Annotated in this window: 20 protein-coding genes and 1 pseudogene; 10 read left to right on the top strand and 11 right to left on the bottom strand. The window is 69.0% G+C overall.

Annotated features, from left to right (window positions below; translation table 11 throughout):
- Positions 1 to 5: 5 nt before the first annotated feature.
- Positions 6 to 950, top strand: a pseudogene (locus tag WEB29_08845) (pyridoxal-phosphate dependent enzyme).
- A 138-nt stretch (positions 951 to 1088) separates the two neighbouring features.
- On the opposite strand, the gene WEB29_08840 reads toward WEB29_08845, so the two are convergent.
- The 3 genes from WEB29_08840 to WEB29_08830 are packed head-to-tail and all read right to left on the bottom strand — an operon-like array spanning position 1089 to position 1975.
- Positions 1089 to 1409 carry a hypothetical protein gene (locus tag WEB29_08840; GenBank protein ID MEX2137035.1) on the bottom strand — a complete coding sequence of 107 codons (321 nt, stop codon included), beginning with the start codon at positions 1407 to 1409 and terminating at the stop codon, positions 1089 to 1091.
- Between the two features lie 42 nt (positions 1410 to 1451).
- Complete coding sequence (locus tag WEB29_08835; protein ID MEX2137034.1) at positions 1452 to 1703, bottom strand: DUF4242 domain-containing protein; 252 nt, start codon at positions 1701 to 1703, stop codon at positions 1452 to 1454.
- Positions 1704 to 1726: 23 nt separating this feature from the next.
- On the bottom strand, positions 1727 to 1975 hold the full coding sequence (locus WEB29_08830) for an SCO4226 family nickel-binding protein (GenBank protein ID MEX2137033.1): 249 nt from the start codon (positions 1973 to 1975) through the stop codon (positions 1727 to 1729).
- 182 nt (positions 1976 to 2157) lie between these two features.
- Between WEB29_08830 and WEB29_08825 the strand changes: the two genes are divergently transcribed.
- From WEB29_08825 to WEB29_08810, 4 genes are all read left to right on the top strand, one after another.
- Positions 2158 to 5076, top strand: a complete 2919-nt coding sequence (locus WEB29_08825; protein MEX2137032.1) for an AAA family ATPase — start codon at positions 2158 to 2160, stop codon at positions 5074 to 5076.
- Between the two features lie 146 nt (positions 5077 to 5222).
- Positions 5223 to 6761, top strand: coding sequence for a CoA-acylating methylmalonate-semialdehyde dehydrogenase (locus WEB29_08820; GenBank protein ID MEX2137031.1), 1539 nt, complete (start codon positions 5223 to 5225; stop codon positions 6759 to 6761).
- Between the two features lie 8 nt (positions 6762 to 6769).
- Positions 6770 to 7924, top strand: coding sequence for a cystathionine gamma-synthase (locus WEB29_08815; GenBank protein ID MEX2137030.1), 1155 nt, complete (start codon positions 6770 to 6772; stop codon positions 7922 to 7924).
- Positions 7925 to 7926: 2 nt separating this feature from the next.
- Positions 7927 to 8466, top strand: coding sequence for a hypothetical protein (locus tag WEB29_08810; protein MEX2137029.1), 540 nt, complete (start codon positions 7927 to 7929; stop codon positions 8464 to 8466).
- Here WEB29_08810 and WEB29_08805 read toward each other — a convergent pair.
- From WEB29_08805 to upp, 5 genes are all read right to left on the bottom strand, one after another.
- Positions 8454 to 9233, bottom strand: a complete 780-nt coding sequence (locus WEB29_08805; GenBank protein ID MEX2137028.1) for an MBL fold metallo-hydrolase — start codon at positions 9231 to 9233, stop codon at positions 8454 to 8456. The genes WEB29_08810 and WEB29_08805 overlap by 13 nt on opposite strands.
- Positions 9234 to 9243: 10 nt before the next feature.
- Positions 9244 to 10551 (bottom strand): citrate synthase, encoded by a 1308-nt coding sequence (locus tag WEB29_08800; protein ID MEX2137027.1) that lies wholly within the window; start codon positions 10549 to 10551, stop codon positions 9244 to 9246.
- Positions 10548 to 11537, bottom strand: coding sequence for a malate dehydrogenase (locus tag WEB29_08795; GenBank protein ID MEX2137026.1), 990 nt, complete (start codon positions 11535 to 11537; stop codon positions 10548 to 10550). Before WEB29_08795 ends, WEB29_08800 begins: the two co-directional genes overlap by 4 nt.
- Positions 11538 to 11587: 50 nt before the next feature.
- Positions 11588 to 12046 (bottom strand): arsenate reductase ArsC, encoded by a 459-nt coding sequence (locus WEB29_08790; protein ID MEX2137025.1) that lies wholly within the window; start codon positions 12044 to 12046, stop codon positions 11588 to 11590.
- A gap of 324 nt (positions 12047 to 12370) precedes the next feature.
- Positions 12371 to 13102 carry a uracil phosphoribosyltransferase gene (gene upp / locus WEB29_08785; protein MEX2137024.1) on the bottom strand — a complete coding sequence of 244 codons (732 nt, stop codon included), beginning with the start codon at positions 13100 to 13102 and terminating at the stop codon, positions 12371 to 12373.
- Positions 13103 to 13239: 137 nt separating this feature from the next.
- On the opposite strand from upp, the gene WEB29_08780 reads away from it, so the two are divergent.
- The 5 genes from WEB29_08780 to gltX all read left to right on the top strand — a co-directional run bounded on the left by WEB29_08780 (position 13240) and on the right by gltX (position 17660).
- Complete coding sequence (locus WEB29_08780; GenBank protein ID MEX2137023.1) at positions 13240 to 13887, top strand: polymer-forming cytoskeletal protein; 648 nt, start codon at positions 13240 to 13242, stop codon at positions 13885 to 13887.
- Positions 13888 to 13907: 20 nt separating this feature from the next.
- Positions 13908 to 14936, top strand: a complete 1029-nt coding sequence (locus WEB29_08775; GenBank protein ID MEX2137022.1) for an asparaginase — start codon at positions 13908 to 13910, stop codon at positions 14934 to 14936.
- A gap of 56 nt (positions 14937 to 14992) precedes the next feature.
- On the top strand, positions 14993 to 15367 hold the full coding sequence (locus tag WEB29_08770; protein MEX2137021.1) for a DUF1801 domain-containing protein: 375 nt from the start codon (positions 14993 to 14995) through the stop codon (positions 15365 to 15367).
- Positions 15364 to 16035: an SGNH/GDSL hydrolase family protein gene (locus WEB29_08765; protein ID MEX2137020.1), complete on the top strand. Its 672-nt coding sequence runs from the start codon at positions 15364 to 15366 to the stop codon at positions 16033 to 16035. The genes WEB29_08770 and WEB29_08765 overlap by 4 nt, the downstream gene beginning before the upstream one ends.
- A 140-nt stretch (positions 16036 to 16175) precedes the next feature.
- Complete coding sequence (gene gltX, locus WEB29_08760; protein ID MEX2137019.1) at positions 16176 to 17660, top strand: glutamate--tRNA ligase; 1485 nt, start codon at positions 16176 to 16178, stop codon at positions 17658 to 17660.
- Positions 17661 to 17901: 241 nt separating this feature from the next.
- On the opposite strand, the gene WEB29_08755 is transcribed toward gltX, so the two are convergent.
- The 3 genes from WEB29_08755 to WEB29_08745 are packed head-to-tail and all read right to left on the bottom strand — an operon-like array spanning position 17902 to position 20328.
- The gene (locus WEB29_08755) at positions 17902 to 18930 is read right to left on the bottom strand and encodes an alcohol dehydrogenase catalytic domain-containing protein (protein MEX2137018.1); all 1029 of its coding nucleotides are present in this window, start codon (positions 18928 to 18930) and stop codon (positions 17902 to 17904) included.
- A 4-nt stretch (positions 18931 to 18934) separates the two neighbouring features.
- A complete protein-coding gene (locus WEB29_08750; protein ID MEX2137017.1) occupies positions 18935 to 19432 on the bottom strand; it encodes a redoxin domain-containing protein in 498 nt (165 codons plus the stop codon).
- Positions 19429 to 20328 (bottom strand): A/G-specific adenine glycosylase, encoded by a 900-nt coding sequence (locus tag WEB29_08745; protein MEX2137016.1) that lies wholly within the window; start codon positions 20326 to 20328, stop codon positions 19429 to 19431. The genes WEB29_08750 and WEB29_08745 overlap by 4 nt, the downstream gene beginning before the upstream one ends.
- Positions 20329 to 20383 lie beyond the last annotated feature (55 nt).

Here is a 20383-nt window from a genome sequence, read left to right as displayed (position 1 = left end):
CGGGCATCCTGCCCGATGTGACCGCCGCCATCGGCGGCACGCCCCTGGTTGCTCTGGATCGGCTGGCGGCCGGACTCGCGCCGAGGCTGGTGGCGAAGCTCGAGCACATGAACCCCGGCGGATCGGTCAAGGATCGCATCGCCCTGCCAATGATCGAGGGAGCCGAGCGGGCAGGCCTGCTGAAGCCCGGCGGCGTCATCGTTGAGCCGACCAGCGGCAATACCGGCGTGGGGCTGGCGATGGCCGCCGCCGTGAAGGGCTATCGGTGCATCTTCGTGATGGCCGACAAGCAGTCCCAGGAGAAGCGGGCACTGTTGCGCGCGTACGGGGCGGAGGTCGTGATCTGTCCCACCGACGTCGCGCCGGACGATGAGCGCAGCTACTACCGCGTCAGCGACCGGATGGCACGCGAGATCCCCAACGCCTGGAAGCCGGACCAGTACACCAACCCCGCCAATCCGGGGGCCCATTACTCCGCAACCGGCCCCGAGATCTGGGAGGCGACGGAGCGGCGAGTCACGCACTTCGTGGCGGGAGTTGGGACGGGCGGCACGGTCAGCGGCGTCGGGCACTACCTCCACGAACAGAACCCGAAGGTCGTGGTGGTCGGGGCCGACCCGGCGGGGAGCGTCTTCTCCGGCGGTGATGCGCAGCCGTACCTGACCGAGGGGGTCGGCGAGGACTTCTGGCCCAAGACGTACGACACCGAGATCTGCGACCTGATCGTAAGGGTCTCGGACCGCGACTCGATGCTCACCGCCCGACAGGCGACGGCGGTCGAGGGGATCCTGTTCGGGGAGTCCGGTGGGATGGCGCTTTGGGCGGCCCTACAGGTGGCCCGATCCGTAGAGGACCCCGCTGCGCTGTTCGTCATCCTGGTGCCTGACAGCGGACGCAACTACCTGGGCAAGCTCTACAACGACGACTGGCTGCGGGAGGTCGGGCTGCTTGCCGGCGACGAGCAGGTAGACGCCTACGACTGGCGGACCACGCACGCCGACCTCGTCGTGCGCCGGGGTCGCTCAGTCGGCTGAGGACTGCTGGGATGGGTGGCGCGCTGCGCACCGCCCACCCCGGATCGCTGCTGTCTACAAGTGGGCGCCCGGCGATTTCGAGTCGGTGCAGAACGACGCGCCGGGAGCCACGCCGTTCACGAAGTGGAAGGCCGGACCGGGTCCACCTGGGAGTGCAGCCCCGCCGGCGGCGTTGAGCTCGGTTGGCGGCCAATCGATGCCGGGACCACCAAGGAACTCGCTCCCGAGGCCGGTCACGTAGTCGGCGACGATGTGATACCCGTGCGGATAACCGAACAGGTTGGTACAGGTCGAGTCGTCGTGGGCGGCGGCCAGGCCGGCCAGCGAGGCGGTCAGGGCCGACGCGAACAGTGCGGCAAGTACGAGACGCTTCATCGGTATCTCCTCTGTGTGTGTGCGCGATGGGTGAGGCAGCCGCTACTGCCCCTCGACCACGGGATAGATGGCGTCGGCCACCAGGCCATGGGCCTCGCGGTGCACGCGGTTGGCGGCATCCGCATCCGGCGCATCGACCAGGCAGTAGATCTTCCCGTCGCTCTCGTTTACCCAGTAGCGCAGGTAGCGCACGCCGTAGCGGTCCTGGGTCTTGAGATCGGCCATGTGGGCCTGGGCGACGGCGTCGGTGGTGACGCCGCCATCGAGGTTGTGGGTGTCCATGAAGAGCGGCATCGTTCCTCCTACAGACCTTCTGGTCATATCTCTATCTGGAGCTCGTAGACCTCTCGCGTCGGGTGGCCAGCCCGCTCATGCACGCGCATGACCGCCTCGCGTGTGGGCCCGGTCGCCAGGCAGAAGACCTTCCCCCTCTCCGGGTCGAGCCAGGCGCGTTCGAAATGCACGCCCTCGTCTGCCTCAGCTGCTAGGTCGCGCTCGTGCGCTTCCTTCAGCTGCTGGGCGGTCACGCCCACGAACCCTGAGTGGACATCCATGAACTTGGCCATCAACCACCTTCGCTACGGATCTCGTCTGTGAGGGTGCGGACGATCTTTGGCGCTGTCATCGCCCGCATGACCAATGAGCCGGCAGGCGTTTCGACCGATGGCGCGCCAAGGCAGCGGGCCGGCCCTCCAGACATAGGTCATTCGACCGATGACCCGCTTGATCTGGTGCGTAGACTCGGGCCATGCCACGTTTCGGTGCTCGCTTGTCGCCGATCCTGATCGGCCGCGATGACCTCCTCGATCTGGCTGAACGCCGACTGGAGGAAGCTGCAGCGGGACGACGTCAGTTCCTGCTGCTCGCTGGTGAGGCCGGCATCGGCAAGTCGCGCCTGCTGAGCGCGATCGACACCAAGGCGACGGCCGCGGGCTTTCGGACAGCAGGCGGCTTCCTCGCGCCCCAGGACCGCGACGTCCCGGCCGCATCGCTGCTGGACATGGCTCGATCGATGGTCCGATGTGAGCCGTGGCAGGAGCTCGGGCGCAAGCTGCTGGAGCTGGCCGACACGAGCATCGCGGCACCGCACCCGCAGCGCCGGTTGCTTGTGCTACAAGCCGTTGATCTAATGGTTGGCGCGCTTGACGCGCCAACCATGCTCGCCTTCGACGATCTGCAATGGGCCGACGACCTGAGCCTCGAGATCCTCACCGAGCTTGCACGCGCCAGCGGGGACCGTCCTCTGTTGCTGGTTGGGGTCTACCGGACCGATGAGCTGGTCCCAGACGCGCTGCTGCGCGCCTGGCGCGCCCGGCTGCTGACTCAGCGGATGGCCGAGGAGGCGCGCCTGGCTCCATTGACCCGCGAGCAGACTGCCCTGATGACAGCGCTAATCCTCGACACCGGGCTGCCGGCCCCGCGCGACGTGGTGGCTGCGGTGTACGAGCGCACTGACGGCGTCCCGCTGCATATCGAAGAGCTACTGGGCGCCCTCGGTGACCGAGAACGCATCGACGGCCGTCTGATTCGGGATGCAGGCGTCCCGGACACTCTGGAGGACGCCATCCTGCAGCGCATCCGCCACCTCTCCCCGGAGGCGCAAGTGGTTGCACGTTCGGGGGCGGTGATCGGACGCTGCTTCGTGCCGGAGGTCCTGGCCGGCATCATGGATGTGCCAGCCGACTCGCTGCACGCGGCCCTTCGCGAGCTGCTGGACGAGCACGTCCTGGAGCCGCCCGGGACCCGCGGCCTGTATGACTTCCGCCACCAGGTCCTGCGCGATGTCCTGTACCGCAGCCTGCCGGAGAACGAGCGCCGCCGGCTGCACGCGCGCGCGGGCGAGTTCGGCGGAGAGCTGGAAGGCGCCTCGGAGATCCACGCCTCGCTTCACTATGAGCGCGCCGGGATGACCACGCAGGCATTCCGCTCGGCGCTCCAGGGGGCGCGGGTCGCCTCGCGCCTCTCGTCGCACAGGGAAGCGTTCGACCTGTGCCGCCGTGCCGTCGACAACCTGCCGCCGGAGCTACCTGTCACAGAGCAGGCCGAGATCTTCGAGGCCTATTCAATCGAGGCAGCTGCCGTCGAGGAGACGGACCTGTGCGAATGGGCGGCCCGGGAAGCTCGCGCACGGTTCCAGGAGGCTGGCGACGATGTCGCTGCGGCGACCCAGCTCGTCACGCTGATCGGCATGGCACGTCGCCGCGCGCGACCGGTGGCGGACCGACTGACGGCCATCAGGGCGGCCATGGAGGAGATTGCGGCATTGTCCCCAGGATCGCGCACCAGCAGCGCTTTGGCCGGTTTGCAGATCGAGCTCAGCTACGTTTCGCTGGAGTCGCTGGACCTCGATACCGCGCGCGCCGCGATGGAGTCTGCACGCCAGGCCAGCCGGGAGGCGGGTGATGACGAGGCACTCCTCTGGGTCGCGTCCCTGGACGGTATGGTGGACGTGCTCGACGGGCGCGTGGAGGAGGGACTGAATCGCATCGCGGCGGTTGCCCGGGAGGCTCGCGAGCGCGGCTTCGAGGACGGCGGGGTCACGGCATACCGCGACGGGGCGGTGATGGCCGCGCGCGTGATGGACTATCCGCGAGCTGCGCACTTCATTGATGAGGGGCTGCGCTATGCGGATGCAATCGACCAGTCGCACTGCGCTCACGTGATGGCGGCCACAAGTGCGCTGGTAGCGTGGGCCGACGGGCGCTGGGACGCGGCAGCAGCCCAAGGGGAGCACGCGCTCGCAGATCGCGGCTGCGAGCGGGCCGCCGTCATGGCGCGCTGGGCAATCGGCTATGCCGCCCTCGCCCGCGGAGATCAGACAACGGTTGTGGAACACCTGGGAGCCGCGGAGGCGTTCGCCGACGCCCTATCTGCACCTGATTTCGTGCTCGCCGCTTCGTGGGGTTTGGCCGAGCGTGACCTCCTCGCCGGTGACCACGAGCAGGCGATCACCCGCACCGGGAAGGCGCTCGAGCTGGCAACCCAAAGCGGCGAGCGGGCCCGCTTTGCGCCGATCGTCGTCACCGGAGTTCGGGCGCGGATCGCGGCCGGGCGACCGGCGGATGCGGAACGCTGGTTCGCCACTGCGGCGGCCTTCCTGGAAGGGCGCGACCGATCGGCAGCGCTCGACCACGCCTCCGGCCTCCTCGCGCTGTCTGCGGGTAGCCTCGCCGCCGCGCGGGCCTCACTGGAGCGGTCAGTGCGGGGCTGGGATGGTCGCGGCAGGGTGTGGGAGGGCATGTGGGCCCGACTGGACCTCGCCGGCTGCATGCTCCGCCTGAGCCGCGCGATCGAGGCCTCCAAACTTATCGCTGATGTGCGGGCCACTGCGGAGCGACTGGACAGCCCGCCGGTGCTTGCCCGCGTCGAGGAGCTGGAGCGCCTGAACCGACGCCATTCAGCGGAGGAACCGGCCTGGCACCCGCTCACCGTCCGCGAGTACGAGGTCGCGCGCCTTATCGCCAGCGGCCTGACCAATGGCGAGATTGCCAATGAGCTGTCGGTCTCCCCGAGGACGGTGAGCGCGCACGTGGAGCACGTCCTCGCCAAGCTTGGAGCGGCGCGCCGAACCGAGATCGCCAGCTGGGTCGCGACCACCGTCAACCCGACGCCGATCCGGCAGGACGCGCTGGCTTTGGCCTCTCCCGGCGTCCGCGGGGATCGGTGATTCCGCGGCCTGACGGGGGTCCTCCGTCGAGGAGTCCAAAGCCGAGTCGGTCCAAGCCCGCGCGACCTACGGCCACAAGGCATGCATAGGCAATCTAGGCCCTCGCGGGGTACTCTTTCCCTCACGCACAACGGAGCCGCTCCCGCATGACCACCGTCGCCCAGCCCCCCGCCGGCACGGGCGCTCATACCGCCGAGCGCATCAGCCACTGGATCAATGGCGCTCGCGTGGCGGGCAGCAGCGGGCGCAGCGGGCCGGTCTACAACCCCGCCACCGGCGAGCTGGCGCGCGAGGTCGACTTCGCGTCGGTCGAGGAGGTCGACGCGGCGGTCGCGGCGGCCAACGCCGCGTTCCCGGCCTGGCGCGCGACCAGCCTCGGCCGCCGAACTGAGATCCTGTTCCGCATCCGCAACCTGGTCGAGGAGCATCGAGGGGAGATTGCCGCGCACCTGACCCGCGAGCACGGCAAGGTGCCGAGCGACGCCCTGGGCGAGGTGGCGCGCGGCCTCGAGAACCTCGAGTTCGCGACCGGCATCCCGCACCTGCTCAAGGGCGGCTTCAGCGAGCAGGTCAGCTCCGGCATCGACGTCTACCAGATCCGCCAGCCCCTCGGCGTGGCTGCCGGCATCACTCCCTTCAACTTCCCGGCCATGGTGCCGATGTGGATGTTCGGCAACGCCATCGCCTGCGGCAACACGTTCGTGCTCAAGCCGTCCGAGAAGGATCCGTCGGCATCGGTCTACCTGGGGGAGCTGCTGAAGGAGGCCGGGGTGCCCGACGGCGTCTTCAACGTGGTGCAGGGCGACCGGGTTGCGGTCGACCGTATCCTCGAGCACCCGGACATCGCCGCTGTCTCGTTCGTGGGCTCGACGCCGGTGGCGCGCCACATTTATGAGACGGGCACCAGGAATGGGAAGCGCGTCCAGGCACTCGGCGGGGCCAAGAACCACATGGTGGTCCTGCCGGACGCCGATATCGAGATGGCCGCCGATGCCGCCGTCTCTGCCGCCTACGGCTCAGCCGGCGAGCGCTGCATGGCGATCAGCGTGGTCGTGGCAGTCGGCGACGTGGCCGACCCGCTGGTAGACGCCATCGAGCGGCGCCTGCCGAAGATCAAGGTCGGCCCCGGCACTGACGGCGACGCCGAGATGGGCCCGCTGATCACGCGCGAGCACCGCGACAAGGTGGCCTCGTACCTGGAGAGCGGCCCCGCGCAGGGCGCGACGCTGCAGGTCGACGGCCGGAAGCACGCGCTCTACCAGGAGGGAAAGGGCTTCTTCCTGGGCGTGTCGCTGCTCGACAACGTGACGCCGGAGATGGATTGCTACCGCAACGAGATCTTCGGGCCTGTGCTCGAGATCGTGCGCGTCCCCACCTACACCGATGCGATGAAGGTACTCGACGACAACCCGTACGCCAATGGCACGGCCATCTACACCCGCGACGGTGGGGCAGCGCGCCAGTTCCAGTTCGACGTCAACGTCGGGATGGTCGGCATCAACGTGCCGATCCCGGTGCCGGTCGCCTACTACTCCTTCGGCGGCTGGAAGGCGTCGCTCTTCGGTGACCTGCACATGTACGGTCCTGAGGGAGTGCAGTTCTATACGCGGGCCAAGGTAGTCACCTCCCGCTGGCCCGATCCGGCGACGAGCAAGGTCGACCTGGGCTTCCCACGCACCCGCTGACAACCTGAATGACAGACCGATTCGAGACGCTGGCCGTCCACGCCGGCGCGGAGCCCGACGAGATCAGCGGCGGCGTCTCGCCGTCGATCCAGATGAGCGCCACCTTCCGGCAGGACGGCGTCGGCAAGCCGCGCCGAGGCTACGAGTACGGACGGAGCGGCAATCCGACTCGCCAGGCGCTGGAGGCCGCGATCGCGGAGCTCGAGGGCGGCACTCACGGGCTTGCCTATGCCTCAGGACTGGCGGCGACGCAGAACGTGCTCTACCTGCTCGACCCGGGCGACCGGCTGATCCTGTCGGACGACGCGTATGGAGGCACCTGGCGCCTTGCCTCGAAGGTCTGGAGCCGATATGGGGTGCAGACCGATGCGGTGGACCTGCGCGACCTCGACGCGCTCGCCGCGGCGCTGGGCGGGACGCCCGCTCCGCGCATGGTCTGGGTCGAGACACCGACGAACCCGCTCCTCAAGGTAATCGACATCAGCGCCGTGGCGCGGCTGGCGGCCGTGGCCGGCGCGCTGACCGTGGTCGACAACACCTTTGCGACACCGTTCCTGCAGCGGCCGCTGGAGCTGGGCGCCGACGTCGTTGTGCACTCGGCCACCAAGTACCTCTCCGGGCACTCGGACGTGATCAGCGGGCTGCTCGTCACCCGCCGCGACGACCTCGAGGAGAAGCTGCGATTCCACCAGAACGCCGCCGGCGCGGTCCCATCTCCGTTCGACTGCTGGCTGGTGATGCGTGGCATGCGCACCGTCGCGCTGCGCATGGAGCGAGCGTCGGCCAACGCGGCTCTCATCGCCGACTGGCTCGCCGGCCGGGGCGCGGTCACGCGGGTCTACTACCCCGGCCTGCCCGATCACCCCCAGCACGAGCTGACGCTTCGGCAGATGCGCCTCCCCGGGGCGATGCTCAGCTTCGAGCTGGCCGGCGGAGAGCCCGCGGCCCGTCGCCTGGCGGAGGCGACCCGCCTCTTCACGCTTGCCGAATCCCTGGGGGCGGTCGAGTCGCTGATCGAATTGCCGGCGGTGATGACGCATCTCTCGGCTGCCGGCTCGCCGCTGGAGGTGCCCGCGGACCTGGTTCGCCTCTCGGTGGGGATCGAGGCGGTCGAGGACCTGATCGCCGACCTGGAGGCGGCGTTGCAGGTCGCCTCCGCGTGACGGTGCCCGACGAGGTCCCCCCGCAGCTCCCCGAGGACGGGCCGACCAGGCTGGTCGAGGGGAATGACGGCGAGCTGGTCGAGCGTCTCTCCGGCGGCACCGCCACCCTGCTGCTGGTGTGGCTGATCGGCGTTGGGGCGGGAAGCGCGCTGCTGGCGGCCTGGCTACTCGCGGCGCTGGTGCTGCAGCTGCGCCTGGGGACCGAGCACCTCTTCGGCGCGCCGGGGCTCTATGTCTCGCTGTACGGGGCGACCGGCCCAACCGTCCTGTGGCTGACCGGCCGGGCCCAGAGCCGGTCGCTGGGCTGGTTCGTGGTGACCGCGGCCAAGATCGGGCTGGTGATGGCGGCGATCGTGATCGGCGGTCTGCTGCTGGTGACGGTCGTGATGGAGGCGGTGCTGGGTGGCGGCGCGCTACGCGTGACGGTCGCCGTCTTCGGCATCACATTGGCGGTATCGGTGCTGTGGGCGCTTGCCACCTGGTCGGCGGATCGCTACATCGGCGCTGCGCGAGTCGTGTCGGAAGCCGATCAGACCTCGTAGCTTTGCAGCGGCTCTGCGATCTCGACCGATCCGTCGTAGGCCGAACGGGCCTCCGTCAGCGCCCACTCACCGCCGTCAGCGACCGGGATGTGGGTCAGCAGCAGCTTCCGCGCCCGCGCGTCCTGCGCAGTCGCGGCCGCCTCCGAAGGCAGCAGATGCCCGCGGCTCTGCGGCTCGGGGTCGTCCTCTTTGAGCGATCGCAGGGCCGCCTCGCACAGGAACAGCTCGGCGCCGTCGGCCAGGCGCGGCAGCGCGTCACACGGCCCGGAGTCGGCTGAGTAGGTCAGGATCCGATCAGGGTCCTCATCGGCCCCGGTTGCGGAGATGCGGAAGCCCCAGGTACGCACGTAGTGCTGCGTCTCCTCCGGCTCAAGGCGCAGGTTGCCGACCTCGATCGGCCGCTTGCCGTCGTGCTCCACGAAGATGAAGCTCTTGTCGAAGAAGTTGGCGTAGCCCGCGCCGAGCGCCATCTCCGCCAGCTGGCCGGTGGAGCCCGGCGGCACGATCACGGTCAGCCGCCGCTTGGCGACGTCGATCCACGGGTAGCTGTAGCGGAGCGTGATCAGGTCGAGGCAGTGGTCCGTGTGCATGTGGCTGATCACCACCGCGTCGAGCTCGTCGGGCGTGTTGCGGCGCAGCAGCTGCGCCACCACACCCGGCCCAACGTCCATCAGGATGCGCGAGCCGCCACCCTCGACCAGGTAGCCGGCACACGCCTCGCCGGGATTTGGACGCGCGGGGCTGCGCCCCAGGACTGTCAGTCGCATGTGCCGGGCCTCAGCGCTGCTCGAGGGAGACGTAGTCGCGCGCGGCGGCGCCGACGTACACCTGGCGTGGGCGACCGACCCTGGTCGCCGGGTCCGCGATCATTTCACGCCAATGCGCGATCCATCCCGGCATGCGGCCGATCGCGAACAGGGCGGTGAACATCGAGTCCGGGAAGCCAATGGCCCGGTAGATCAGCCCCGAATAGAAGTCCACGTTCGGGTAGAGCTTGCGCTCGATGAAGTACTCGTCGTGGAGCGCCACCTCCGCGAGGCGCTGGGCGATCTCGAGGAGTGGGTCGTCGCGGCCCAGCGCATGCAGCACGCGGTCGGCGGCGGCCTTGATGATCTTGGCCCGCGGGTCGAAATTGTGGTACACGGGGTGGCCGAAGCCCATCAGCCGGAAGCCATCCTTCTTGTCCTTGGCCCTGGCCACGTACTTGTTCACGTCGCCTCCGTCGGCGGCGATCTGCTCCAGCATCTCGATGGCGGCCTGGTTGGCGCCGCCGTGGAGCGGTCCCCACAGTGCGTCCAGGCCGGCGCTGATCGACGCAAACAGGTTGGCGTGGCTGGATCCGACCATACGGACGGTGGACGTGGAGCAGTTCTGCTCGTGGTCGGCGTGCAGCACCAGCAGCAGGTCGAGCGCCTCCGCCACCACCGGATCCACGACGTACGGCTCGGCCGGGACGCTGAACATCATGTTCAGGAAGTTCGCCGAGTAGTCCAGCTCATTGCGTGGATACACGTACGGCTGCCCGATGCTCTTCTTGTAGGCCCAGGCCGCGATGGTCGGCATCTTGGCCAGCAGCCGATGCGTGCTGATCTCGACGTGATCCGGGTTGAATGGGTCGTGGCTGTCCTGGTAGAAGGTCGACAGCGCCGAGGCACCGGCGGAGAGGACCGCCATCGGGTGCGCGTTCTTCGGGAAGCTGTCGAAGAAGCGACGCATCTCCTCGTGGATCAGGGAGTGGCGCGTGATGCTGTCGACGAATGTCTCGAGCTGCGCCGTGGTGGGCAGCTCACCGTAGATGAGAAGGTAGGCGACCTCCAGGAAGGTGCTCTTCTCGGCGAGCTGCTCGATCGGGTAGCCCCGGTAGCGGAGGATCCCCGCGTCGCCATCGAGGTAGGTGATGGCGCTGGCGCATGACCCGGTGTTGCGGTATCCGTTGTCGAGCGTCACGACGCCGGCCTGGGCTCGCAGGTTACCGATATCGATCCCGTCGTCGCCGGCCGTGCCGTGCACGACTGGCAGCTCGGTGCTGCCCCCTGCGATGGTGATGGTGGCGGCCTCGTTGGCCGTCAGCGTCTCATTCGTCATCGGATATGTTCCATGACCGCTTCGCGCTCCTCGATCAGCTCGGCCAGACTCGCGTCGACCCTGGCCTGTGCCCACGCATTGTGGACGATTCCGGGCTCGACCTTGACGCTGCCCGGCGCGCCCGCGCGCAGCGGGTAGCCGAAGACGATCCCCTCTGGAACGCCGTAGCCGCCTTCCGCGGGTGCCGGGATCGCGGAGCTGAAGATCTCGCCGCTCGGCTGGGTGATGTTGCGAACGGTGTCGATCACGGCGTTGGCCGCGCTGGCGGCGCTCGATTGACCGCGAGCCGCGATGATCGCCGCACCGCGCTGCTGGACGATGCTGATGAAGTCGCCCTGCAGCCAGGCCTCATCGTCGATGACCTCGGCTGCCCCCTGACCACTGATCCGGGCATGGTAGAAATCGGGAAACTGGGTCGAGGAGTGGTTGCCCCAGATCGCGAGGTCCATCACCGCTTCGACCGGCACGCCCGCTCGCGCCGCCAGCTGTGAGCGGCCACGGTTCTCGTCGAGCATGGTCATCGCGAACCATCGGTCGGCTGGGATCTCCGGCGCATTCGCGGCGGCGATCAGGCAGTTGGTGTTGCACGGGTTGCCGACCACCAGCGTCCGGACGTCCGGCGCGGCGTTGCGGGCGATCGCCCGGCCCTGCGTTGAGAAGATGCCGCCGTTGATGGTCAGCAAATCCTTGCGCTCCATCCCCGCTTTGCGCGGGACCGCCCCCACCAGCAGGGCCCAGTTGACCCCGGCGAAGGCCTCGTCGGCGCTGGATGTCCGCACCACACGCCGCAGCAGCGGGAAGGCGCAGTCCTCCACCTCCATCGCCACCCCCTCGAGCGCTGGCAGGGCAGCCTCGAGCTCCAACAGGTGCAGGTCGACGGTGGTGCGCGGGCCGAACATCTGGCCGGAGGCGATCCGGAAGAGGAGGGCGTAGCCGATCTGTCCGGCGGCGCCGGTGACCGCCACCTTCACGTGCGAGTCGGGCATCGCGAGCGAGTCTAGCGCAGCGCCTTTCGCGGAGGCCGGGCGACCCAGGCTCAGTTCGCCGCCACGAAAGCGTGGATGGCGGTCGCCAGCTCGTCCCGCACGCGACGAAACTCGGCCAGGCGCTGCTCCTCGCTGCCGGTGGCGCTCGACGGGTCGTCGAACGACCAGCGAAGGACCGCCTTTGCCCCGGGGACGTATGGACAGGCCTCGCATCCTTCCTCGCAGACCGGGATCAGCCAGTCCCACGGCTGACCCATGAACTGCTCGATCGTCTTGGATGCGTGAGCGCTGATATCGATCCCGAGCTCGTGCATGACGGCGATCGCCTCGGGGCGAACGCCGGTCGCCTCGATCCCGCCGCTGGAGACCTCGAAGCGGTCGCTGGCCCAGGCCCGCAGCATCCCCTCCGCCATCTGCGAGCGGGCCGAGTTGTGCGTGCACACGAACAGGACGCGGCGCTTGGTAATGCCGCCAGCGTAGCGCCCGACTCGGGGATGGGCTGTGGACAAGTTATGAAGGTTCCTTGAAATTCGGGGATAAGTGGGATTGCCATGCCGGTGGGCCGGCGCCTATTCTCTGGTTGTCCCGAAGGGGCAGCCAAGGGCACCCGAGATTGCATCAACGGACCGGCGGCGGTTCCTTCGGGGCACTTCGTTGCCCGGAACCGGCCGCGTGCCGGCCGTTATTCACAGGGGCACTGGTATGTCCACCGGCACGCCTTCCTCCGACGCCTCAGTCTCTGGGTGACTGCTGCGTGGGCGGAGCGACAGGTCCAAGGGTTCGCCCGACCGACCAGTCTGTTGCTGAATAACCGCCCGGGACGACGCTCGCCGTTACACGTCGCCGGCGAGGTTGCGCTGCAGGCGCCGCACCACTTCCGCGGTCTCGTCCGCAGGATCGTGCCCCGGCTCGGATGATGGCCCTGCGAAGGTTCCGAACTGCCGATCCCCGGCGTCGCCCAGGCCGGGCACGATGTACCCTCGCTCATTCAGCGCTCGGTCGACGGCACCGACGTGGATGGCGACGTCGGGATGCGCGGCCGAGAGCGTTGCCACCCCCTCTGGGGCGGCGATCAGCGAGACCTGCTTGACGCGGGCGGCGCCCCAGGCCTTGAGGATGTCGACCGTGGCGGACGACGAGCCGCCGGTCGCCAGCATCGGGTCCAGGATGAGGCAGACCTGCACAGTGGCAGCGTCGGGAAGCTTGTTGTAGTACTCGACCGGCTTCAGGCTGCGCTCATCGCGGTACAGGCCGATATGCCACACCTCGGCGCTCGGCATCAGCTCGAGCATGGCATCCACCATTCCCAGGCCGGCCCGCAGCACGGGGACGAGCCCGACCTTCGGCTCGAGCTCGACGCCGGCCATCGGCTCCAGCGGCGTCTCGACGGTGATCGGCCGAGTGGTCAGGTCGGCCATCGCCTCGTAGCCGAGCAGCCAGGAGAGCTCACGAACCAGCTCGCGGAACTTCTTGGGCTCGGTTGTTCGGTCCCGCAGCAGGGCGAGCTTGTGCGCGACCAGCGGGTGCTGCGAGACGTGCAGATTCGGGAATCGGGCGGCATCCATCGGGCGAATTCTAGGCGGCGCCCGGATTGCCCACTACCTCGATTTCCGTTTGGCTGCTAGGCTATCCGTCCTTACGCCGATTCGTCGCGCCCTGTGCCAGCACGTTGTGCTCCGCGACGCAGAGGAAGGAGCCAGCTGTGGTCTTCGGAACCAAGCGAGACACCAAGGCCGACTCTGGCCTCCGCGAGGACGTCGTCGGCAACCTGTATCCCGATAGCTTTCCCGATGAGGCAGAGATGACGTCGCCCAATCCGATGGAGTTCCGCCGCCCAGATCCGGGCAACGAGAGCGTCATCGATCCGCACGCCCGCTTCAACGGCAAGTACGTCTCGGACCGCGACCTGCGGATCGAGGGCGAGGCGAGCGGTGAGATCGAGTGCTCCGGGACCCTGATCATCAGCCCACAGGCAAAGGTTCGCAGCTCGATCACCGCCGCGAACGTGATCATTAACGGCGATTACGAGGGGGACGTCGACTGCGGCGGCCGCTTCGAGATCGGCTCGACCGGCCGGGTCAAGGGCAAGGTCAAGGCCCAGGTCCTGGTCGTCAAGGAGGGTGCCCACTTCGAGGGCGGCGTCATGATGACCCCCGAGGGCCGCGCCTCCTCCAACGCCCCCACACCGGCGGCCGCCAGCGCACCCGCCAAGGGCGGGGGCACCGCACAGCCTGCCGCCCAGTCGTCCGCCGCGTCGCAGGGCCAGGGGAGCATCTTCAACAAGGATCGCGAGGGTCAGCCCGCGCCCGACCGGGCCGCCTCGGGCACCGGCACCGGCAGCAACTCCTGACCCGATAGGTCCGCGCCCGGGTGGCCCGCCTCCTGGTCGAGGTCACTCGCGGCGATCGGGTCGAGTCGCGCCACCGCGGCTCGATCGCAGTCGTCTCGCCAACTGGGGAGTTGACCTGGTCCTTCGGTGACCCCGACGAGTTCGCCTTCATTCGGTCCTCGGCGAAGCCATTCCAGCTCGCACCCTTCGTCGCCTCCGGCCGGTTCGACGCGTACGACTTTCCAAACCCGACCGAGTCGCTTGCGATCATGGCCGCCTCTCATTCCGGCGAGGATCGTCACGTACGAACGGTCCAGGCCGTCCTGCGGGCAGGCGGGCTCACCCGCGACGTGCTGGCCTGCGGCGTCCACCCGCCATTCGATGTCGAGACGGCACAGCGCCTGATCCGCGACGGTGAGCCGCTCACCCCGCTGCGGCACAACTGCTCAGGCAAGCATGCTGCGATGGCCCTCCATGCCAAGGCCGCCGGCTGGCCGATCGAGACCTACTGGCAGCCCGATCACCCCGTGCAGGAGCTGGCACTCGACACGGTTGCGCTCATGAGCGGCATTGCCAGGTCCGCGATCGAAACTGCCACCGACGGCTGCGGCGTCGTGTCGTTCGGACTGCCACTTCGCGGCCTGGCGCTGGCCTTCGCGCGCCTCGCGGACCCCTCCTCGGTACCAGATGCCGCGCTACGGATGGCATTGGAGCGGATCCGCGACGCGATGACGGCCCACCCCGAGCTCGTCGCCGGCGACCGGCGCCGGTTTGACACCGAGCTGATGAGGGCGCGACCCGGGCGGCTGGTGTCGAAGGCGGGCGCGGAGGGCATCCGGGCGATCGGGGTGCTGAAGAACGGGACGGCCAACGCCCCTGTTGGGCTGGCGGTGAAGATCGAGGACGGCGACCTCGCCCGTCGAGCAGGTGACGTGGCGGCCTCTGCTGCCCTGGCGCGACTCGGCGTGCTTGACGCGGAAGGGCTTGCGCGCGTGCGCGAGCGCACGGCGCCAAGGATCGTCGACCCACGCGGCGACATCGTCGGGGAGGTCCGCGCAGTGCTCGCCTGACCCGCCTTGGGCCTCCGGCTACATTGTTCGCATACGCAATGAGGACCAACTGACCGATGAACGGGCAGAAGACCGTTGACGAGTACATCGCCGCGTTCGACGACTGGCGCACGGACGCCATGAAGCGGCTGCGCGAGGTCGTCAAGGAGGGAGCGCCGCACTCCGCGGTGGGGATCAAGTGGGCCCAGCCGGTCTGGGAATGGAACGGACCGATGATCTGGATGAAGGCCTATCCGAAGCACGTCGACATCGGCTTCTGGCGCGGCACCGAGATGGACGATCCCAAGAAGGTGCTCACCGGAGACGGGGAGCGCATGCGACACATCAAGATCACGTCGGTCGACGACATCCCGGCCGATGCGCTGCGCGAGCTCGTGAAGCAGGCGGTGCAACTGAATACCGCGAAGGGCAACCCGACGCTGGGGCGGTGAAGGCCGGCCTGGCGGCCGCCGCCCTCGTCATGGGACTGGGAGCCTGCAGCCCGGCCGCCTCATCGGTCCCGGAGGGTGCGTTGCGGTACGTGGCGCTCGGCGATTCGTACACGATCGGCACCTCGATCAGCGCCGCCGAGAGCTGGCCCAGCCAGCTGGTGGCTCGGCTGCCCGCACTGCAGCTCGTCGCGAACCTGGGCGTGAATGGCCACACCTCGGCTGACCTGATCGACGATGAGCTGCCGGCTCTGGCAGGGCTGCGGCCCCAATTCGTCACGCTGATGATCGGCGCCAATGACGTCGTCCAGGGAGTCCCCGAGCAGGTCTACCGCACCAACGTCGAGGAGATCATCGATGCGATGCTCGCCTCCGTGGCCGCAGACCGGGCGCTGTGCATTGCCACGCCGGATTACACCGCGACCCCGCAGGGTGGCGCGTTTGGCTCGCCGGAGCAGCAGCGAGCGGGGATCGAGCGGGTCAACGTGCTCCTCGGCGAGGCGTGCGCCGCACGCGGGATACGTTTCGTGCCGGAGATCTTCGAGATCTCGCAGGCGGCCGCGAGCGACCGGTCGTTGGTCGCCCGCGACGGCCTGCATCCCTCGGGTGCCCAATACTCGATGTGGGTCGACGCGATCCAACCGGTCGTGGAGGACCTGCTCGGCGAGTAGCTCGGGCTGCAGCGCTGTGGTCATGGTCGTTTGTGCTGCACAGCTGCACAGCCGCACGGCCGCACAGAGGGTCATGACGCGGACGCCCACCCTCGGGCGCCACCGACCGCGCAGGCCCCCCTGCTACCATCGGGCGACCGATGAGCACCCCCGATCCGACCCCCATCCGCGTCCGGATGGCGCCCAGCCCCACCGGCCCGCTGCACATCGGCACGGCGCGCACCAGCCTCTACAACTTCCTCTTCGCACGCCACGTCGGCGGCACCTACGTGCTGCGAGTCGAGGACACGGACGTGGCTCGCGGGACGGAGGCCTGGGAGAGCGACATCATCGACAGCCTGCACTGGCTCGGGATCAGCTGGGACGAGGGGCCACAGGTGGCGGGGGGCGACGACATCGGGCCATACGCGCCCTACCGCCAGAGCCAGCGCATGGAGCTGTATGCACGCGAGGCCGATCGGCTCCTGGCCAGTGGTGTGGCCTACCACTGCTACTGCACGCCCGATGAGCTCGACGCGGTGCGCCACGAGCAGGAGCGCAACCACCAGGCGCCGCGCTACAACGGTCGCTGCCTGCGCCTGACCGATGCCGATCGCGCCGCCTTCGAGGCGGAAGGCCGCCGTCCGGCACTCCGGTTCTCGGTTCCCGCGGAGAAGATCCGCTTCGACGACCTGATCCGCGGCGAGGTCGAGTTCGACAACGCGCTGCTGGGTGACTTTGTCATCGTTCGCGGCGACGGGATGCCGCTCTACCACTTCGTGGTGGTGGTCGACGACGAGGCAATGGCGATCACGCACGTGGTGCGCGGCGAGGACCACCTGTCGAACACGCCCAAGCACATCGCCCTGATCCGGGCGCTCGGCTACGGGGAGCCGAAGTTCGGGCACATCCCGCTGATCCTGAACCCGGATCGGTCGAAGATGAGCAAGCGCAAGTCGCAGACCGCGATCACCGCCTACCGGGAGCAGGGCTACCTGCCCGAGGCGATGGTCAACTTCCTCGCCTTCGTGGGCTGGTCGCCGGGGACCGAGGAGGAGATCTTCTCGATCGCCGAGCTGGCGGAGCGGTTCGAGATCGGCGAGGTCCACAAGGCGGGCGCGGTCTTCGACAAGGACCGTCTGGACTATCTGAACGGGGTGTACATCCGATCGCTGGCCGATGGGCAGCTGGCCTACCGCCTGCGCCCGTTCCTGCCGGAGCAGCTCGACGACGGGATCCTGATGCGCCTGGCGCCGCTGCTCAAGGAACGGCTCGTCAGGCTGGGCGATGCCACCGAGCTGGCCGCCTTCCTGACCGAGAATGATGAGCAGGTCGCCGCGCTGTACGAGCCGGAACTGCTGCTGCCCAAGGGGCGGTCCGCCGATGAGACCGCAGAGGCGCTGCGCTTGGCGCACGAGGCGCTGGCCGCCGTGCCCGAGCCCGATTTCGCCGCCGGCGAGCTGGAGGCGATCTGCCGTACCACCGCCGAGGCGCATGGCTGGAAAGCCGGCGACTTCTTCCGGCCGCTGCGGGTGGCGATCACCGGCCGCCTCGTGTCGCCGCCGCTCTTCGGCTCGATGGAACTCCTGGGGCGGGAGCGAACGCTGGCACGCATCGACGCCGCCATAGCGCGTCTCTCCGACTGACCTGAATTCGGGCTGCTGCCGCACGTGAGGTAATTCTCACTGACGGTGTCTTACGGCCCGCGCGCGACCCCCTATGTGGCGGTCGACCAGATACGTCTCACAGGTTGGGAGGTAGCTCTGGGTCAGCCATCCCCTACGCCGCTTCTCCGACGTAAGCGCCCGGCGCTGAGAATTACGGGCCAGTGGCAGCTGCGGCGTCCGGGCTGCTGGCCGGGCGCGTCGCCGCCAGGGCGCGAATCGCCTAGGTCCCCGGGACGAGGACGATCCGGCCGCTGACGCGACCCTCGGCCAGCCGGTCGTGGGCGATTGCGGCCTCGGCCAGCGGCATCCGTTCAACGTGCCACTTCAGCCGGCCGCGCTTGGCAAGTCTGACCACGCTGTGCAGGTCGTTCAACGAGCCCCAGGCGGTGGTGGTCAGGCTTGCCTCGACCGGCATGCGGTCGAACGTGAACTCGTAGCGGCCGCCGCCCTCGCCGACGACCGCCACGAGGCCGCCCGGCGCGACGTTGCGAGCCGCGTAGTCGAGGCTGGGATCGTTGCCGACGAAGTCGAAGACCACGTCGGCTGGTCCGCCGAGGCCCAGCTCCACTAGCGCCTCGTCGCCCATCAGCAGCCCCAGGTCCGCGCCCAGTTCCCCGGCCAGCGTCAGCTTGTCGGGGCTCAGCTCACGAACCGCAATCGTCAGCTCTGGCAGGCGGCGCAGGTACTGGAGCGCGAACTGGCCGAGCCCTCCGAAGCCGATGAGCAGCACCCGCGCCCCGGGCTGCAACCACGGCGTGGCGCGCTGAACGGCGCGCCAGGGTGTCACGCCGGCGTCGGCCAGCGGGGCGGCATAATCGGGGTGGAGATGACCAAGGGCAACCAGGTGGCGCGCATGAGGCACCAGCATGTACTCGGCGTAGCCACCGTCCCGCTGAAACCCGGGCGACGCGGAGCGCTCGCAACGCTGCTCGGCGCCGGCGGCGCACTGGGTGCAGGCGCCGCAGCCCCAGCCGCCGAAGACGAGCACCCCGTCTCCCTCGGCCAGCCGCGCCCGTTTCAGTTCCGCGGCGGCGCGTCGGCCGGCAGCGTCGATCCAGCCGGCGACTTCGTGGCCAAGGGTGAGCGGCCGCAGGACGCGGATGCGATTGGTGCGGGCGATATGCAGATCGGTGTGGCACACGCCGCAGCCGCCGACCCTGATCCTGATCTCCGGGCCCTTCGGCTTGGGGAGCGGCATCTCCTCGATGCGCAGCGGCTCGCCGGGGGCGTAGCTCCGGACGGCGAGCATCGGCCTAGCCCGGCGGGAAGATCGCCTCGAGCAGACGGGCAACCAGGCCCTTGGGCGTGGCCTGCTCGACGATGTCCAGGATGGTGCCGTCCACGCCCACGGCGAAGGCGGTCGGCTCGGCGTTGACGGTGCCGCGCACCTCGGTCGTGCGAATGCCCAGGTGCGACACCGCGATCAGGCGCTCGTCGGAGAAGAGGAGGTACGGCAGGTCAAGCTCTTTCACATAGGCGGCCTGCTGCTGCTCGTTGCCGGTCGTGACGCCGATGACCGTCACGCCCTGGCGGGCGAGCCGTGGGTGCGCCTCCTTGAGCGCTTCGGCCAGAGCGTCGCCGCGCTCACGGGCAGCTCCCTTGAGGGTGGGGCCGCCGAAGAAGAGGAGGATCACCGGCTGCTTGCCGACGAGGCTCCGCAGGTTGAGCAGATACCCGTCCGTGGCGCGCAGCCCAACCGACGGGATCTGGTCGCCGATCTTGACCTTGAGGCCGGCGGTCGCGGTGCTCACGGGCCGATTGTAGCGGCCGACTCCGACCGACCGCCCAGCAGCAGTCGTCGACCGGACCGATGCAGGAGTCCGTCGCGCTCGAGCCCGGCGAGGACGCGCTCAGCTGCGCCCCGGGGCACGAGATCGCTCGCCGCTCGAATCGTGATGGAATGATCGCGGGTTCCGGACAGGGCACGGAGAATGGCACCGCGGTGGGCGCGATCCGAACCTGCGAAGGGCGCCTGGCGCGGGACCGGGACCGATGCTGCCATGCCTCGCGAGGGGCAACCATCGGCGATGGGGCACGCGTCGCACCGCGGGTTGCGCGGAGTGCAGACCGACGCCCCGAATTCCATGGTGGCGTGGGTCCAGGGCGCCGCGTCGGCGGCGTTGCCGGCGGTAGCGAGGGCATCGGCGAGGGCCTGCAGCACGTGTGGTGGGCCGTCTGCTCGGACGCCAAAGCGACGCACCAGCCAGCGGCGGACGTTGGTGTCCACGACGCCCACCGGCTCTCCAAAGGCGAGGCTGGCCACGGCCGGAGCGGTGTATGGACCGATCCCCGGCAGCCGCTCGAGCGCGGCCACGCCCCGCGGCCAGCCGTGGTCGGCGACCTCGGTCGCCGCTCGGCGCAGGGCCAGCGCACGCCGGTTGTAGCCGAGGCCGGACCATGCGGCGAGGACCTGCGCCTCGGTTGCGGCGGCAAGGGCAGCGGCCGTGGGGAATCGGCGCAAGAAGGTTGGGAAGCGCTCTGCTACGCGCGAGGCCCGGGTCTGCTGGAGCATCACCTCGCTGACCAGGACGGCATACGGATCGGCGGTGCGACGCCACGGAAAGTCGCGGTGATCGGTCGCGTACCAGGACAGCAGCGAGGAGCGAACGCGCGCCAGCGCGGAGCCATCGGTCAGCTGTTCGGACACACGCGGAGGGTAGCGCCCAACTGATCAGATCACTTGAACACCTTGTCGAGATGCG

Source organism: Chloroflexota bacterium (assembly GCA_040902225.1).
Lineage (GTDB): Bacteria > Chloroflexota > Limnocylindria > QHBO01 > QHBO01 > CF-167.
The sequence above is the reverse complement of the archived record's forward strand: the minus strand, read 5'-3'. Positions and strand labels throughout refer to the sequence as shown.